Origin of the sequence: Microcoleus sp. S13_C3 (assembly GCF_036700905.1) — a bacterium.
Taxonomy (GTDB): Bacteria; Cyanobacteriota; Cyanobacteriia; order Cyanobacteriales; family Microcoleaceae; genus Microcoleus.
This window is the reverse complement of the sequence record NZ_JAUBPT010000015.1, coordinates 38214-56827: the sequence shown is the minus strand read 5'-3', so window position 1 is coordinate 56827 and position 18614 is coordinate 38214. Positions and strand designations below refer to the sequence as shown.

General features: G+C 47.8%; 11 protein-coding genes. 4 read left to right on the top strand and 7 right to left on the bottom strand.

The genetic code is table 11. From position 1 onward, the window contains the following. Window positions 1-67: 67 nt before the first annotated feature. The 3 genes from QUA16_RS06725 to QUA16_RS06715 form a co-directional block, all read right to left on the bottom strand. Complete coding sequence (locus QUA16_RS06725) at window positions 68-718, bottom strand: nucleoside triphosphate pyrophosphatase (RefSeq protein ID WP_333104480.1); 651 nt, start codon at window positions 716-718, stop codon at window positions 68-70. Window positions 719-887: 169 nt separating this feature from the next. Beyond that, complete coding sequence (gene psbP / locus QUA16_RS06720) at window positions 888-1427, bottom strand: photosystem II reaction center PsbP (RefSeq protein WP_333104478.1); 540 nt, start codon at window positions 1425-1427, stop codon at window positions 888-890. A gap of 143 nt (window positions 1428-1570) precedes the next feature. Beyond that, window positions 1571-1783 (bottom strand): chlorophyll a/b-binding protein, encoded by a 213-nt coding sequence (locus tag QUA16_RS06715; protein ID WP_193973911.1) that lies wholly within the window; start codon window positions 1781-1783, stop codon window positions 1571-1573. 326 nt (window positions 1784-2109) lie between these two features. On the opposite strand from QUA16_RS06715, the gene QUA16_RS06710 reads away from it, so the two are divergent. From QUA16_RS06710 to QUA16_RS06700, 3 genes are all read left to right on the top strand, one after another. Continuing rightward, complete coding sequence (locus tag QUA16_RS06710) at window positions 2110-2727, top strand: hypothetical protein (protein WP_333104476.1); 618 nt, start codon at window positions 2110-2112, stop codon at window positions 2725-2727. A gap of 840 nt (window positions 2728-3567) precedes the next feature. Further along, window positions 3568-4047 (top strand): sulfotransferase, encoded by a 480-nt coding sequence (locus tag QUA16_RS06705; RefSeq protein WP_333104475.1) that lies wholly within the window; start codon window positions 3568-3570, stop codon window positions 4045-4047. A gap of 400 nt (window positions 4048-4447) precedes the next feature. After that, on the top strand, window positions 4448-14281 hold the full coding sequence (locus QUA16_RS06700; RefSeq protein WP_333104474.1) for a DUF4347 domain-containing protein: 9834 nt from the start codon (window positions 4448-4450) through the stop codon (window positions 14279-14281). Between the two features lie 138 nt (window positions 14282-14419). On the opposite strand, the gene larB is transcribed toward QUA16_RS06700, so the two are convergent. Together larB and QUA16_RS06690 are read right to left on the bottom strand one after the other, a co-directional pair. Then, a complete protein-coding gene (gene larB / locus QUA16_RS06695; RefSeq protein WP_333104472.1) occupies window positions 14420-15199 on the bottom strand; it encodes a nickel pincer cofactor biosynthesis protein LarB in 780 nt (259 codons plus the stop codon). A gap of 171 nt (window positions 15200-15370) precedes the next feature. Then, window positions 15371-17131 carry an ABC transporter substrate-binding protein gene (locus QUA16_RS06690; protein WP_333104471.1) on the bottom strand — a complete coding sequence of 587 codons (1761 nt, stop codon included), beginning with the start codon at window positions 17129-17131 and terminating at the stop codon, window positions 15371-15373. Window positions 17132-17205: 74 nt separating this feature from the next. Here QUA16_RS06690 and QUA16_RS06685 point away from each other — a divergent pair, with 74 nt between their 5' ends. After that, the gene (locus tag QUA16_RS06685; RefSeq protein ID WP_333181062.1) at window positions 17206-17382 is read left to right on the top strand and encodes a hypothetical protein; all 177 of its coding nucleotides are present in this window, start codon (window positions 17206-17208) and stop codon (window positions 17380-17382) included. A gap of 115 nt (window positions 17383-17497) precedes the next feature. Here the strand turns inward: QUA16_RS06685 and QUA16_RS06680 are convergent, their stop codons facing one another. Beyond that, entirely contained in the window at window positions 17498-18118 is a 621-nt protein-coding gene (locus tag QUA16_RS06680; protein ID WP_333107834.1) for a PIN domain-containing protein, read from the bottom strand. After that, entirely contained in the window at window positions 18093-18611 is a 519-nt protein-coding gene (locus tag QUA16_RS06675; protein WP_333107833.1) for a hypothetical protein, read from the bottom strand. Before QUA16_RS06675 ends, QUA16_RS06680 begins: the two co-directional genes overlap by 26 nt. Between the last annotated feature and the right edge of the window lie 3 nt (window positions 18612-18614).

The following is an 18614-nucleotide window of genomic DNA, read 5'->3' as shown; positions in this document are numbered from 1 at the left end:
CACTGTTGCTCTGCCTCCCGATTTCTGAGATTATGGGCAATGTAAATTCTCCCCTGTCCACCAAACTTTAAGATTGCCAGAAATCCGCCACATCATATCCCATTTCGGTGAGCATTTGCCGCAGCAGAGGTAAGCTCAAACCAATCACATTTGTGTGACATCCTTCAATTTTTTCCACAAAAAAGCCGCCTTTACCTTCCAGTGCAAAACAGCCTGCACAGGCGAGGGGCTCTCCGGTAGCGACGTAAGTCGCAATTTGGCGCGAGGTAACTTCCGCAAAATGAACTTTTGTAACTTGATAGCGAATGACCGATCGCGACCTTGCCCGATCAAAGTCATCGAATCTAGTATCAATTAAAGCATGACCCGTATAGAGTTCGCCAACCTTACCGCGCATTTTCTGCCAGCGCGAGATAGCTTCTTCCGCATCCTTGGGTTTGCCGTGAATTTCGCCATCTATTAGCAAAATTGAATCGCATCCCAACACCAAACACGATTTGGGATGGGGGATTTGGGGGTGAGAATTAGCTAGTAAAAACTTAGCTACAGCCTCAGCTTTTCCCTCTGCTAAAACCTGCACTAAATTAGTGGCATCTTTCATTTGTATTTGCCCTTCATCAAAGTCGCTGGGGCAAATCACAGCTTGAATGCCGGCATTTTCTAGCAGGCGGCGGCGCGCTGGAGAAGCTGAAGCTAATACAAAAGTTGGAATTTTCATAAATTAAGAAGTCAGTTGACAGTTGACAGTTGACAGTTGACGGTTGACGGTTGACAGTTGTCAGTTGTTATTCGTAGCAGCTAACAAATGCCCCATGCCCCATGCCCCATGCCCCATGCCCCATGCCCCATGCCCCATGCCCCATGCCCCATGCCCCATGCCTTATGCCCTAATAAACAGAGAAAGATTTAACAACTTTCTCAAAAGCTTCTTTTACCTTTGGCCAGCGTTCTTCGGTAGTGGAAACGTTAAGCGTAAAAAGTTTGCCGCGGCTGACTGCTACACTCGCTAAGTTGTGCCGTTCTTGGTTTGGCAACTTAACGGCGTATTCTAAAATGTAATAGTTTTTCGATCGCGATTCACGAGCTTCTGCATTGACTAATTCAGCTTCGCGGCCCGAATCACTCGGGGCGATCGCACTTTTGCTGAGCTTGTATCCCACATCCGTCGGCGAGCCCAAATCCGCCAGAGTTTTGTCCTTCGCGACTGGACTGATTACCACGCTGACGTTCTCGGTTTGCTGAATCAAATCGCGGAACACCACATCGGGCCCGTTAGAAACCGCGATCGGCAGCCAGCCGTTAGGATAGAGAAATTGATAACCATCGCCAGTATCAACGTAGCTTTTGAGCCCGGTGACTTTAGACACACAACCGGTCAAGGTGAGGCTGAGAACCACCAGAAGTATTGCCGCAATTCGTTTGAGCATTCTTTTTACGAGTAGGGTAAAACAAAAATATTTAATTTTAATTGTCTCACCAAACCTTGCCGCTAAAAATAGTTAAGCTATGGATCGCTGTTTATGTAACGCCAGCGATCCATAGCCGTATAGTTTAATTGTTAACAAAATCATTACAGGTGAGTCAGCCAGCTAATCAGCCCGTGCTTGGTCGAAACTTCTAAAGCCAAGAGAGAAACAAAGCCAATCATGGCAAGGCGGCCGTTTAAGCGTTCTGCGTAGGGAGTGAAGCCGGTGCGGGGCTCGTCATCGATGTATACTGTCGGCTCGATCGCAAAATTGTTCATTTTGCCTTGGTCGTCCAGCATTAAGCCTCGGTTAGTCATGTTTTTTTTCCTAAATGGTTTTTAGTGTACTGTAAATAAATGTAACAGACTTGTGAAGATATGTAAAGGATTGTGAGAAATTTTTTTTAAATACCCCGATCTGACACCAGTTTATAAAAAAAATGCAACTGTAGGCAAGCTCTCAACCCTTATATAGTCAGTCTTTCCCAATTCTAAAATCTAAAATCTAAAATCTAAAATGGTATGACTGTGGGTAGACTCTGGGTCCCGGAGGGGGGAGGATAGAGTGGAGAGGCACAAAAGTCGATGGTGTATGGCAAATCCAGTCTGGGTTTGACGAAAATTGTGGAACGGAGGAAAAATTTATGCGGGCCAGTCTGGAAATGCGGTGGTTTTATAGCGGTGCACTGCCAAAATCTATCAATCAATGGTTTGGAAGCGAGAGTCTCGGCGGGTATCTTTCGCCTCCTGAAGAGCGGGAAGACATATATTTGCTAGTACCAAGCTGCGACTACTTGGGAGTGAAGCTGCGTGGGAAAACCTTGGAGGTAAAGTGGCGTCAGGGAGATTTGGGGACAATGCAGTTCGGCAACCGCTGGGAAGGCAAAGCCGAAAAGTGGCTGAAGTGGGTTTGTGCAGACACGATAGCGCCGATATCGGCGGATATTTTGGCGACAGGAAAGTGGGTGGGAGTCAAGAAAAAGCGAGCGCAGCGTCTTTATCAAGTTTCGGCCCCTGGTTCCCTGATGTCTGTGCCTGTGGAAGCCCCAATTCCCCAAGGTTGCACCGTGGAACTTACTCAGTTGAACATTAACGGCAGCGCGTGGTGGACTTTGGGATTTGAAGCGTTTGGCAGCGAAAGTTGTTTGACAGAAAACCTGCAAACCGTGGCTAATTGGACTAGCAAGAGCTATCAGGCGCAAAAATTGAAAGCTGAGGATTCTTCTGCTTATCCGATTTGGCTGGCAAGTAAGAGCAACTGAGGTTTTGTGAATAGTTTTGATAGGAATTACGCAAATAGTCCTGGGCCCACGCGGGGCTAAAAACCCGGTTTCTGCGTCAATATCTCAGGCGAGATATCCACTATTTTTCGGAGAAACCGGGTTTTTTTTGCCTTATACTAAATCCGGTGGCATCCGAATTGATATTACCCACAGTTGTAGGCGCGTACGAAGCGTTGCACTGAGCGAAGCCGAAGTGTCGAACCATCAGAACACGGCGCCGTACCCTTGGACTACAATTAATCGGACGAGGGTTATATCTCTCATCGAGTTCGATGGATTATTTGGGGGTAGAGAAACAGCAGGGTGCCGTGTCCAGAGTTGCCTGTTATAGCATTTCTAAATCATTCGTGAATAACAATATCCCCGACTTCTTTAGACCTCTTGCAAAAAAAATATGTGTTATCCTTAAAAGTTTGCTCAAGTGTAGGTCAAACTTTGAATTATTGGGTTGATTGGCATCTCCTTAAACTTGCCCAGCCTGCTAGATTATAAAACTTTCTAAACTTTCTAAACTTTCTATAAGAGCACAAAATTATTTTGCAAGAGGTCTATTGTAAAGATATCGTAAACCAGAAGTGTTGGGTTGCGAAGTGTTAAATAAAAATATGTTATAAAAGATATGTCGGTGGTATGATACATTTAGGTTGCATCTAATGTTAAAGAAACCCATTCCCCAGGAGGCCAGTGAAAGCCCACTTCATATCAGGACTACCCCCCTCATGCTCTACTTTACTGGCTGCACTACTACGACAAAATCCCCGGTTTCACGCAGCTATGACTAGCCCCGTCGGGGGTTGAGTGGAGAGAATGCTGGAAGCCATGAGCGAAGACAATGAGTTTTCCACGTTTATTTCTCTGGAACAAAAAGGGGCACTGATTCTCAGTATTTTTTCTGCCTATTACCACCCGCAAGCTGAAAAAGAAGTGATATTCGACACCAATCGTCTTTGGTGTAGCAAATTGCCCTTAATTCGGGAACTATTTCCTGAAGCAAAAGTCATCTGCTGCGTCAGAAATATCGCCTGGATTATGGATAGTATCGAGCTACTGATTCGGCGCAACGCTTTTGATATTTCCCAGTTATTTAATAATCCAGCGGAACGGTCTACAGTCTACAGTCGCACCGAGGCATTAAGTCAAGGTTCGCGTTTAGTTGGCTATGCCTATAACGCTCTTAAAGAAGCTTTTTACAGCGAACAGAGTGCATCTCTTCTATTGGTAGATTACGACTTATTAACTATAGGATCGGCTAAAACGATGTCGCTAATTTATCAATTTCTGGGCGAAGAGCCTTTTTAGCATGATTTCGAGAATGTTCAATATCAAGAGCCAGAATTTGATAATAAGCTCAAAACACAAGGGTTACATCAAGTGCGTGCCCAAGTCGAGTTTAAACCGAGAAAAACGATTTTACCCCCCGACTTGTTTGAGCGATTTGATAGCTTATCTTTTTGGACAGAGGCAACAAATAGTTGTGCCAGCGCTATTGTAGCGAAGCCACATTCCGGCAGAGAATTCATTCCCTGGCGGACTTGGCGGGCTCACAGCTTAAGTTGACACCAATTGGCACGGTGCCGTGTCCTGACTGTGGGTAATATCAATTCCAATGTCACCGGATTTGAGATTAAGCTTTGATGCGGGGGTTTCAACCCCTGCCGGACTTAAATGTAAACGATAGATATAAAGGATTGCAGCAATTATGAATTTATCAACCCCGAACAAGCAAATTATTTTCGTTGACCCCTCTGTACAGAATTATCAAAACTTGATCGATGGCGCAGATGCTAACGCCAAAATAGTCATTTTAGATGACAAGCGTAGTGGCCTTGAACAAATTACCAAAGCATTGGCTAGTGAAAGTGGCATTGAAGCTGTTCATGTAGTTTCTCACGGCAACCAAGGCAGTTTAAAACTCGGTGCCGAGGTACTTAATGAGAAGGATCTAGGAAATTTCAGTCAAAAGCTAAAACAGTGGGGACAAGCCCTCACCCAAAACGCCGATATTCTATTGTATGGATGCTCCATCGCCAAAGGAGAAGCCGGACTAAAATTTGTCAAACACTTCAGCGAACTAACAGGAGCCAACATCGCCGCCTCAGCCCACCCCACTGGCAGTGCCCAATTAGGCGGAGACTGGAACCTAGAAGTACAAATCGGGGATATTTCCACCCCAATAGCATTTAACGCCAAGGCCCTCAAAACTTACAGCGGCGTGCTAGGCTTCGCCCCCAAAGTTGACTTCCCAACTGGCAATAACCCCCAATCCGTCAGCATCGGCGACATCAACGGGGACGGAAAACCGGACTTAGCAGTGGCGAACTACGACGGCACCAGCGCCTCCATCCTGCTCAACACCACCGCCACCGGAGCCACCACCCCCACTTTCGCCACCAAAGTTGACTTTACTACTGGCAGTTACCCCATATTCGTCAGCATCGGCGACTTCAACGGGGACGGGAAACCTGACTTAGCAGTGGCGAACAAGAACAGCACCAGCGCCTCCATCCTGCTCAACACCACCACCACCGGAGCCACCACCCCCACTTTCGCCACCAAAGTTGACTTTACTACTGGCGGTGGCCCCAGATCAGTCAGCATCGGCGACATCAACGGGGACGGAAAACCAGACTTAGCTGTGGCGAACGCCAGCAGCAACACCGCCTCCATCCTGCTCAACACCACCGCCACCAACGCCACTACCCCCACTTTCGCCACCAAAGTTGACTTCCCAACTGGCGCTAGGGCCTACTCCGTCAGCATCGGCGACATCAACGGGGACGGAAAACCAGACTTAGCTGTGGGGTTAGGTCAGGTGTTAAACAGTAGCGGCTCAGGCATCTCCATCCTGCTGAACACCACCGCTACCGGAGCCACCACCCCCACCTTCGCCACCAACGTTGACTTCACAACTGGCGGTTTCCCCAGATCAGTCAGCATCGGCGACTTCAACGGGGACGGGAAACCGGACTTAGCGACGGACAGCAGCGGCAGCAACACCGCCTCCATCCTGCTCAACACCACCACCACTGGAGCCACCACCCCCACTTTCGCCACCAAAGTTGACTTCACAACTGGCAGTACCCCCAACTCCGTCAGCATCGGCGACATCAACGGGGACGGAAAACCGGACTTAGCAGTGGCGAACCGCAACAGCGACAGCGCCTCTATCCTGCTCAACACCACCACCACCGGAGCCACCACCCCCACTTTCGCCACCAAAGTTGACTTTACTACTGGCACTAACCCCTACTCCGTCAGCATCGGCGACATCAACGGCGACGGCAAACCAGACTTAGCTGTGGCAAACAGAAACAGCAACACCGCCTCGATCCTGCTTTCCACTACCCCCAAAGTTACTGCTGTCACCGCCACCACCCCTGACGGCAGCTACGGTGTAGGTTCTACCATCGCCATCACCGTCACCTTTGATGCTGCTGTCACCGTCACTGGTACACCTCAACTGCAACTAGAAACAGGCACAACTGACCAATTTGCCAACTACGTTTCTGGTAGCGGCGGTACTGTACTCACCTTCAACTATGTAGTGCAAGACGGAGACACTTCCCTCGACTTAGAATACGCCACCACCGCCCTCACCCTCAACGGCGGCACCATTCAAGATAGTTTGACTGCGAATGCTGATTTAACCCTCCCCGCCCTAGCCACAGCCAACTCCCTCGGCGGTAGCAAAGCCATAGTTATCGATGCTCTCAACGACCAACCGGGTTTCACCGCCACCAGCCCAGCGGCAGTCAACGAAGATGCTGGGGAACAAACATTAACAAGTTGGGCTACCTTCAACCCCGGCCCTGGCAATGAAGCCGCCCAAACGGCCACCTACACCGTCAGCAACATCGGCAACGGCGCTTTATTCTCCGGCGCGCCCACTATAAACAACGCCAATGGCAACCTCACTTACACACCCGCCCCCAAGGCCTTCGGCACCTCCACCTTTGACGTGCGAGTCCAAGACAACGGTGGCATTGTTAACGGCGGCGTCGATACCTCGACTACCCAAACCTTCACCATTACCGTTAATGGCATTAACGACCAACCCAGCTTCAGCAATTCCGGCAACCAAACCCTAGCCACCTCGACAAATACCCTCCAAACCGTTCCTAGCTGGGCTAGTGCCTTCAACTTCGGCCCCAACGAAGCGGGCCAAGCCGTCAACGACTTTCTCGTTAACATCACAAACGGCAACAGCTTATTCACCGCCCTCCCCGATGTCGCCAACGACGGCACCCTCACCTACACCCCCAACGGTAGCCCCGGCACCGCCACCATACAAGTCCAACTCCAAGACAACGGCGGCACTACCTATGGCGGCGTAGACACTTCCACAGCATCCAGCTTTACCATCACCATCCCCGCGCCCACCGTCAACCTCTCAGTTAGCCCCACCACCGGCACGGAAGCCGGAACCACCAGCATCACCGTCACCGCCACCGCCGCCGCACCTGTAGCAGGCAACCAAACCGTTGACCTCGCCTTAACGGGAGTTGCCACGGCTGCTGATTTCACCGGCACCATTCCCACCCAAATAACCATCGCTGATGGGGCAAGCAGCGGTTCTGTCACCTTCACCATTACCGACGACCAAATCACCGAAATTGACGAAACTGCCAACCTAACTATTAGCAACCCATCGGCAGGCCTTCAATTAGGAACAACTACCACAGGTAGTTTCACCATCACCGACAATGACACCGCTGGATTTGATCTCCTCCCGATTAGCGGCAATACCAGCGAATTCGGTGGTATTGCCACGTTTGACATCCGCCTGAAAAGCCAACCCACAGCCGATGTCATCCTTGGCTTAACCAGCAACAACACAGCAGAAGGCACGGTTTTACCTGCTAACCTCACCTTTAATTCCACCAATTGGAACGCTTACCAAACTGCCACCATCACCGGAGTAGACGATGCGGTGGCTGACGGTGATATTGCCTACCAAATTATCACCGCCCCCGACACCACCACCGCCGACACACACTATAACAATCTCAACCCAGCAGATGTCACTGTCACCAACACAGACAACGACTCTCCAGGCGTTACCGTCACTCAATCTGCTGGCAGTACCGAAGTAACAGAAGGGGGAATTACAGATACTTATACCCTACAATTGAACACCCTCCCCACCAGCAATGTTGACGTTACTGTGACGGCGGATACTCAAGCACAGGTTAGCTTAGATGGAACGAATTTTGCTGCCACGCAAATTCTAACCTTCACAAATGTTAATGGCCAAACTCCTCAAACTGTCACCGTTCGTGCTGTTGATGACACGCTACCAGAAAACAACCATACCGGTGCACTAACCCACGCTATTACCAACAGTACCGATCCCAATTATCCAACAACATTGGCGATCGGGCCTGTGAATCCACAGATTACCGATAACGATATTACTTACAGCATCGTCGGCAGTACCGCCACAGTGACTGAGGGAGATAGCGGTACTCAAGTGGTAAGTTTCACCATTACCCGCACCGGAGAAACGAACCAAAGTAGTAGCATTGATTTTAGTTTTGGGGGAACAGCAACCAATGCCGTAGATTACAATAACGCCAATGTTACCGGAACCGGAGTCACTGCTACTGGTAGTACAGTTACTTTTGCTGCCAATGCTACCATAGCAACAATCGCAGTGCCCGTTGTGGGCGATCGAATTACCGAACCTAACGAAACTCTAGCACTCACTCTGAGCAACGCCACTGCCCCTGGGACTGGTAACATTATTGGTTCTCCAATAACCACCACGATTCAAGACGATGATATTGCGGGAATTTATATCAATCCCACCAGCGGCTTAACAACGACGGAAGCAGGGGGGACGGCTACTTTTACAGTAGTTCTAGATAGCCAGCCTACAGCCGATGTGACTATTGGGATGACTTCCGATAAAACGGCTGAAGGGACTGTAGATAAACCGAGTTTAACTTTTACATCGGCTAACTGGAATACTCCCCAAACCGTCACCGTTACCGGAGTAGATGAGAGTGTAGAAGATGGGAATGTTGCTTACAACATTATCACCGCTGCGGCTACCAGTACCGATACTAATTACAGTGGTGTTAATGCGACCGATGTCGCAGTTACTAATACTGATAATGACACCAAAGGCATTACGATCACTCCCATCACTGGATTAACAACGACAGAAGCCGGGAGTACGGCTACTTTTACGGTAGTTCTAGATAGCCAGCCTACAGCCGATGTGTCAATCGGGATGACTTCGGATAAAACGGCTGAAGGTACTGTAGATAAACCGAGTTTAACCTTCACGAATGCTAACTGGAATACTCCCCAAACCGTCACTGTCACCGGAGTAGATGAATCAGTAGTAGATGGGAACGCTGCCTACAACATTGTCACCGCACCCGCTACCAGTACCGATACTAATTACAGCGGTGTTAATGCCAACGATGTCGCAGTTACTAATACTGACAACGACACCAAAGGTATTATCGTCACTCCCACCAGTGGTTTAACAACGACGGAAGCGGGGGGAACTGCTACTTTTACGGTAGTTCTAAATAGCCAGCCTACAGCAAATGTCACTATTGGGACGACATCGGATACAACGGCTGAAGGTACTGTAAATAAACCGAGTTTAACTTTCACTCCGGCTAACTGGAATACTCCCCAAACCGTCACAGTCACCGGAGTAGATGACTTAGTAGTAGATGGGAACGCTGCCTACAACATTGTCACTGCTGCGGCTACCAGTACCGATACTATTTACCGCAGTGTTAATGCCAACGATGTCGCAGTTACTAATACTGACAACGACACCAAAGGTATTATCGTCACTCCCACCAGTGGTTTAACAACGACAGAAGCGGGGGGAACTGCTACTTTTACGGTAGTTCTAAATAGCCAGCCTACAGCAAATGTGTTGATCGGGATGACATCGGATAACACGGCTGAAGGTACTGTAAATAAACCGAGTTTAACTTTCACTCCGGCTAACTGGAATACTCCCCAAACCGTCACTGTCACCGGAGGAGGAGATGACTTTGTAGATGGGAACGCTGCCTACAACATTGTCACCGCACCCGCTACCAGTACCGATACTATTTACAGCGGTGTTAATGCCAACGATGTCGCAGTTACTAATACTGACAACGACACCAAAGGCATTACTGTCACTCCAGGTAGTTTCACCATCACTGGATTAAGAACGACAGAAGCGGGGGGAACTGCTACTTTTTCGGTAGTTCTAGATAGCCAGCCTACAGCAGATGTGTTGATCGGGACGACATCGGATAACACGGCTGAAGGTACTGTAAATAAACCGAGTTTAACTTTCACTCCGTATAACTGGTATTTTCCCCAAACCGTCACTGTCACCGGAGTAGATGACTTTGTAGTAGATGGGAATGTGGCATACAACATTGTCACCGCACCCGCTACCAGTACCGATACTATTTACAGCGGTGTTAATGCCAACGATGTCGCAGTTACTAATACTGACAATGAGACTGATATCATCGCTCTTGATTTAGGCTTCAACAAGCTGCAAGAGTCCCTGACCAACAATCTGGCGGCTCAAATCCCGGTGGTGGGTGATAAACTCAACGCCATTGCCCCTGATTTTCTAAACAGTATTAAGAACAGGCTAATCACCGACCTGAAAGCCACGCCAAGCTTGGATAACATGAAGTTTCAAGATACTATCAAGACTTCTCTTGGCAAAGACTTCCCCAACCTGAAAATTACGGGTTCAGTTGGGGCAAACGGAGAAGCCAAAGTTCTGGTCAGCCTCAGCAAAGAGTACGCAAAGACCCTGAGACTGAATGGTAATTTGGGACTGCCAGCGCTGGGATTGAATACTCAGGGCGATGCCAGCGCCAAATTCAAGTACGACTTTTCCTTGGGATTGGGTCTGAATCAGAATGGGATCTTTTTCGATACTACGAATACAAAGCTTGCCCTCAACGCTGAAGTCGGGTTAGCCAATAATTTTACGGGCAAGGCCAATCTAGGTTTCTTGCAAGTGGATCTAGCGAACAACGGTGCTAACCCCACTAAAATTACCGGTGACTTTAAGGCATCTCTGAAAGATTTAACTACCGCCCAAGGAGGGATAAATGACGGGCGACTGACATTCACTGAACTCAGCAAGGGAAACTATAAACTCTCGGACTTGATTGGTACGAGTTTAGACACCAAAGCCAACCTCGGCCTGAGTGCAAAAACCAGCATTAATGGTAGTGCGGCGATTCCGTCATTCAACTTCGACCTCAACGCAGGTTTTTCGCCGCTTTCGTATAAGGATGGGAAAGGCAGTGGGCCGCAAAAACCCAGTGTTGAGTTCAAGAATATGCAGCTTGACTTGGGGAGTTTTGTCACGAATTTTGCGAAACCTGTTATTACCAAAGTCAATGAAATTGTTAAGCCAGCTCGTCCTATCATTAATGCACTCAACAGCGATATTAAACCGCTGTCTGAATTCAATGCTATCAGGAGTTTGTTTGACCAAAACCGTGATGGCAAGGTCACGCTGGTCGAAGCAGGTGCCAAGTTGGCAGGCAAAAATATTGATACTCGATTCCTAGATGGCCTTGAGTCTATCGGCAAGGCTAGTGATTTACTCAAAGATATTTCCTCTAAAGATAGCAACATTGCTATAGACCTGGGTGACTATGCGATAGATTTCGACGCCACCGATCCCAAGGCTGATACTAAAACCGCTAAGACAACTCAAACCAAAACAGCGGCATCTCCTACTGACCAAGCTAAATCGAAGTCGAAGGGAAAGACTCAACAGTTGCTTACCCTATTCCAAAAGATGGATGGGCTGAGTGTACCTATATTGAGCAATCCTGGTACCGCGATCAATTTACTGATGGGTAAACCGGATGTCACCCTGTTCGCCTATAAAGTGCCGAAGCTAGACTTTAAGTTCACAATTGACCAAACGTTTCCTATCTACTCAATTCCCGTTGTAAATGTAGGTGTCAACGGCAAGTTACAGGGAAACTTTGAAGCTAAAGCGAACTTTGGGTTCGGCTTTGATACTTCTGGACTTTCTCAATGGAAACAATCTGGCTTTAAGGCCTCAGATGCCTCTAAAGTTCTCGATGGCTTCTACGTGAGCGATCGCCAAAATGCGGATGGTACGGGGCCGGATGTAAATGAACTCAAGCTCAAAGCTAGTATTAAGGCTGGGGGCGGGGTTGATGCTAAAGTGGCAAGAGCTTATCTTACGGGCGGAATTGAGGCGAATGCTAAGTTTGACTTGCTCGATGTCGGTGAAGACCTGAGCAAGGGCACTAGCGGCGATGGCAAAATTCGTGCCTCAGAAATTACTTCCCGTATTAGCAAACCGCTGAGCCTGTTTGAAATCAATGGTGATGTCAAAGCCGCCCTAGATTTTAAGGCTGAGTATTACAGGCCCTTTAGCTGGAAAACGGCTTACGAGAAACGCTTGGGTGAAATGAAACTGGCCGATTTCCGGTTGGGAACTGGTTCGACGCGCAAGAGTCGTGCCATTGACGGTTACATCAGTGGCGGAAAAGTCTTCTTCGATGGCAACTTCAATGGCGTGCAAGATGATACTGAGTCCTTCGCCTTTACCAACCCTGATGGCAGCTTCGACCTCACAGTAGAACTAGAAAAGTTTGACAACAATAAAGATGGCAAGCTCGACTATACCGAAGGCAAAATTGTCATGGCCGACGGGATAGATATCTCTACCTTTTTGCCCCTAGACACACAGTTGTCTTCTACTCCCGAGTCTGAGGTGGTGACACCTTTAACTACCATCATTGCTGAGTTAGCCCAGCAAGGCATTGACCCTGAAACTGCTGAAACTCAAGTGAAATTGGCGCTGGGGCTGCCGGCTGATGTTGATTTGGGCAGCTACGACCCCCTGGAAGCGATCGCCAATGGGGACGCGAAGGGTGTGGCAGTGTTTGCCTCGATGATCCTGGTGCAAAACACGATCGTCCAGACGGCGAAACTTATTGAAGGGGCTTCGGAAATACCGCTCACTCAACTCGGAAATAGGGCAGCCGCCGCGATCGCCGATACGCTTAAAGCCGGTACTCCAGTTGACTTGAGCAAACCAGAGACAATTCAGGCGATCGTACAGTCGGCGATCGCTGGTGTGGTCACGCAAGACAGCAATCTCATCACACAGCAGTTAGCTAGGGTCACCTCGGCTGCTGCACCAATAATGGCCCTAGGCAATCAAATTGTTCAGGAGCTCGCCGCTAGCGGTCCCTCATTAAGTGAGATCGCTACGGAAATTACCAAATTGCAGGCAGTATCAGTTGGTCAAATCGCAGTCGGACTGGCGCAATTGGGAGCGGGAACCCAGACTATCGAGCAGTTCCTCGCTGACAACACCAAAGAAAAGATCCTGGAGAAGATGGCACAACTGAGCGTGAATGACCCCACCGTTCGCCCCACCTTCGAGACGATTGACCCCAAAGACCTGATCGTTCCCTATCAACCTACCTCTGGCGAAATCGGCACCGAAATCCGCACCGAAACCCCAACAGCGATCGATCCGATCGGATCAGGAACCCCGATACCATCAGGAACCTCGACACCATCGGAAACACCCACACCATCGGAAACACCCACACCCACGCCAACAACTAATAACCTCTCAGACGATGAGTGCATCTGCGACCAAATTACCTATCCCAACTTAAACCGACCCAACTCAGTTGAAAACACCATACTCGGCGCATCCGGCCTTCAAATAGGCACTGCCCAAAACGATGAATTACTAGGTAGCAATGCTGCCAATATATTCGAGGGCAAATCCGGGGATGACAACTTATACGGTGGTGCCGATAATGACATTATTAATGGCAACCAAGGCAATGACTTCATCGCCGGAGGTAAAGATGAAGATATTCTCTACGGAGATCAAGGTAACGACATCATCCTTGGCGAGTCGGGTAACGATTTAATCTTTGGAGGCAAAGGCAATGACTTGTTACATGGTCGCGAAGGTATTGACATCATTTATGGCAACAAAGAGGATGACTTCATCGATGGTGGTAAGGATAATGACACCTTATATGGAGGCAAAGGTAATGACATCATGCTTGGTAGTCAAGGGGATGACTACCTGTTTGGACAGTTAGGTTCAGATACCATCTGCGGCGGTGAAGGCAATGACTTAATCAACGGTGATGAAGGAGCAGATATCCTGGGAGGGTGTGCCGGAAATGATACTCTTTTCGGAGGCGCAGATAACGATACTCTCACTGGAGGGAAAGGCAACGATCTCCTTGACGGAGGCATGGGCAATGATAGTTTGATTGGCGGTAGCGGCAACGATATCTTTGCCTTAAAAGCCGGTCAAGGATTTGATATAATCGCTGATTTTACCCTCGGTCAAGATTTGATTGGATTAGGTGGTGGTTTGAGTTTTGGACAGTTAGAAATAACTCAAAACACTCAGGGAACTATCATCAAAAACCTCTTGACAGGGGAGCAGTTAGGTGTGATAAGTGGAGTGAGTGCCAATACCATTAAATCTGCTAACTTCATGCTGATTTAGGAAAGGAAGGAAAAGTACGATCGCCCTTAAGTAAAAAATAAGTTAAAAAGGGCGATCGCCACAATCTACCGGGATAGGGGCTTTTCAATGGAGATGGCCCCTATAAACGCTATATGTAGATGCTGTGCCTCCAGGACTTTATTTGTTAATTTTGCCCACTTTGCCAGCAGTTCTCAGAATTTGACAAGCCAAAATTGCCGCCCCAAACCCGTTATCAATATTCACCACACCCACACCAGCCGCACAAGAATTAAGCATAGTTAAAAGAGGAGCAATCCCGCCAAAACTCGCGCCGTAACCCACACTCGTCGGCACAGCAATCACCGGACAATCTGCTAAACCCGCAACCACACTCGCCAAAGCACCTTCCATACCCGCAACCGCAATCAACACATCAGCATCGGCAATAACGTGCCGGTTGCTCAGCAAACGGTGAATCCCGGCAACTCCGACATCCCACAAACGTCGCACCTGAAAACCGCAAAGTTCCGCAGTAATTGCTGCCTCTTCCGCTACAGGCAAATCCGCCGTTCCCGCACTGATAATAGTCACAGTACCCGGATGCTGCGGAGTTGGGGAATTAGGAGAAATTGCACAAATTCGAGCCTTTTGGTAGTAGCACAAATCGGGTATTTTTTGTTGCAATTGCTCGAAAACTTCCGGTTCGATTCGCGTCGCCATCACTGCAGGATTTCGCCCCCGCATCGCCTCGATAATTTCAATAATTTGGTCGGGCGTTTTCCCTGGGCCCCAAATTACTTCAGGAAAACCAGTTCTTAAAGTGCGGTGGTGGTCAATTTTGGCAAAATCGCCGACTTGTTCAAAGTCAAAATGCTTTAATTTATCCAAAGCTGCGATCGGGCTAACATCGCCGGCGGCCACAGATTCGAGTAACTTCTGTAAAATTTTAGGTTCCATAAACTAATAACTAATGACTAATAACTAATGACTAATGACTAATGACTAATGACTAATGACTAATGACTAATAACTAATGACTAATGACTAATGACTAATGACTAATGACTAATAACTAATGACTAATGACTAATGACTAATGACTAATGACTAATGACTGCTGACTGCTGACTATTCTGCTATTTTCAGTTCGTACAAATTCCAGAAAGCACCGCCGAGGGCACTGTAGCGAATTCCCGAAACGCGATCGCGCACCGCCTCAAAAGTCAGCGGATTCACCATATAGATAAACGGCACTTGTTCCGCTATAATTCGCTGCGTATCCCCATAAAGCTCCTTGCGCTTCGCCTCATCAAGCTCCTGGGAAGCTTTCACGTAAAGATCATCGATTTTCTGCTCCCAGTCGTCAACTTTCCAACCCTTAATCGGCGGTTCTCCGGCTTGCGGCCCCTGGTTGAAACTGTGCAGTGTGCCGTTAACAGACCAAATATTGTAGCCGCTGTGCGGTTCAGTACCTCCCGTAAAACCGCCGAGGTAAGTATCCCAATTCCTCGTCAACCGCAGCTTTTCCACATAAGTGTTAAAACTCAGGAACTGCGTATCAATTTGCATCCCCAGTTTGCCCAAGTCTTGCTTAATTTGCGTTGCCATTTGTTCCCGCACTTTTTTACCCGCAGCCATCAACAAAGTAAATCGCACCTTGTTGCCTTCAGCATCCAACAATTCGCCGTTACTATTATACTTGAAACCAGCACTTAACAGTAACTCTTTCGCTTTTTGCCGATCGTAACTGTAAGTTTTCAATCCCTGTTCTGGGGACAGGTAGAACGGGCTTTGCGCCGGAATTGGGGAATGTAGGGGCGCGCCCAGTCCGCGATAGATATTGTTAGTCATGGCGGATCGGTTGATGCCGTAGGCGATCGCCTGCCGAAATTCCTTACTCGCGAACCACCGAGACTTAATTGGGTCTACAAACGGCTGATTTTGAGCATTGCGCCCCTTATTCAGATTGAAACACATAAACACGCTGCCAGTATCCGGCCCGCCGTTAAAGACCGTATATTTGCCGCGTTTTTCCTCCCGTTTCAGGAGGGGAAACACTTCCGGCTCCACATTCAGAGTATCCAAGTCACCCGATCGAAAATTCAGCAGTTGATTGTCAGTATTTTCGATAATTTGCCAAACAATTTGCTGGATGTAAGGTTGAGGATTTCCCTCTGCATCTTTGCGCCAAAAATACGGATTTCTTTCCAAAACCACGCGCTGATTAGGAGTATAACTCAGCATTCGGTACTGACCGTTGCCGACAATTTTTTTAGGGTCAGTATCCGTGCCCCAAGTAGTCAGGAATTTAGGATTGCCGTCTGTATCTGTATTTTCGACAGCTTCCTGTAAAATATGAGCTGGTAAAATTGGGATTCCCCCAGCATATCTAATAAATGGAGCAAAGGGTTCTGCAACGGAAAATTCAACGCGGCGGCTGTCAATTTTTTTAACTTTTGGGAATTCGCGACTCATCCCAACTCTCAGAGTATCTTTCAAACCGCTAGGAATTTTGTCATTGAAATAAATCTTTTCATAGCTAAAGATAATGTCATCAGTAGTCAGGGGTGCGCCGTCCGACCATTTCAAACCCTCTCGCAGGGTAAAGACAATCTTTTTGCCATCTTTAGACACTTCCCAGGACTCGGCTAAACCGGGTTCTAACTCCGATGTCAAGCCATTTTCGTTAATCAATCCCTCGTACATATAGCCAAAAACGCTGTATGCAGATTGATTTAGCGGGTAGTTAAAGGTACCCGGACCGCTGGGGGTGGGAACGATGAGCCTGTTTACTAAGTTCGATCGGGCTGGAGTACACGCAGACAGAGTTAGGGTGGCAATTGCAGCCAGTAAAATCGCCAGCCAGCGCAGTCTTGAATGTAGCATCATAGAAATTTTCATAATTTTTTAGTTTACCACCTGCGTGCAACTACGAGGAACCAATCACCGGGAGCATCTCACCTTTGCAGCCCTCCGCTAGAAATTGGAGTTTTGAGGCAGGAGGCAGGAGGCAGGAGGCAGAAGGAAAGAGGAAGAAGGAAAGAGGAAGGAGGAAGGAGCCAGAAGAAGGAAGGAGCCAGAAGAAGTATTTTTACAAATATGAGATGCTCCCCCAATCACCAATAACAAATAACCAATGACCGAAAGTAATATGCTCACAAGCCCCTGGATTCATCTGTAGAGACTTTAAAAAGCTCCGCATCATTCCTAACAAGCCCCCGGATTCATCCGTGGGATGAATCTAAAATCTACAATCTAAAATCTAAAATTGGTTGACTGAGATTGTAACCAACCGAGAAAGTCTTCAGTGCGCGAAAAATACTTGGTTATCCCTACTTCCCGCAAAGCATCTCGAACTTTGGGCAGACCAAATTCTTTTGTATTATTACTCAAAAATACCTTGACTTCATTAGGATGTAAGTGTGCGTGATTCAAGATGCAGTGCAGAATCAAATTGTCTGTAGGGTCTTCTTCAATAAAAATTGAATTCAAACTTGCTTGAAGTATGCCTGCTGTTAAGGAAATCATTTCTATCTTTGTGGCTAACAAATCAAGAGCTGCAAAAAGACGTGCATTAATATCATTTATCAGAGCCTCGTTTTCAGTGAGTGATTGCTCTAAGTGGAAGACAAGAGACTGGGCAGAGGGGGAAGTTTTATCTCGCTTTAGCTGACTAATTTGTTTTTCCATTTCACCTAAAAAACGGTTGCGTCGCTTAATTTCGTCTTCTAAAGCCGAAAGTGATTCCATGCAGCAAATACTTGGTATGGCTATGCTGACTGATGTAGGTACACTCACCAACAAGTTGTTAGCGTCAGGGTCGCGTCCCGTAGCAATGCTCATCAGAAAGTTAGTCTCGATATATAAAATTGCCACCAATTTCTACCCCAGATTTTGTCGTCCCACCTGCTAGCAGTGGCAGCAAGCCGATTTTTGCTATCTGTTCTGACGCGGTTGGAATCTCAGACTTCCAATTATAAGCTAAGTCGCGCAGCCATGCTTCAACCAGTCTAGTTAGGTATCGCTTAAATATCCGTTTGTTGCCAAATTCAGGCTCATAAGGGCGAAGGATCTCAGCAGTGTTTAGAGAGCAAACAGGTTCAGATAAATTTCCTCCGTCCCATTTGAAAATCAGAATCTGTTCGGTGTCAACAAACATCGCATAGGGAATGATGGTGCGTTGCTCGGACATTTTCGCTAACGCAGCTTTCATCCAAGATATCATGTAATCAGCAATCCTCTGCTTTGCTGCTGGTTCTTGAGCTTCAATAATTTTGACTTCGATTAGCACGACTACCCGATCGTCCTTATCCAACGCGATAATATCCGCATCTATGGGTAACTCTAAATCCAAGGTTTCAGTTTGCATGGT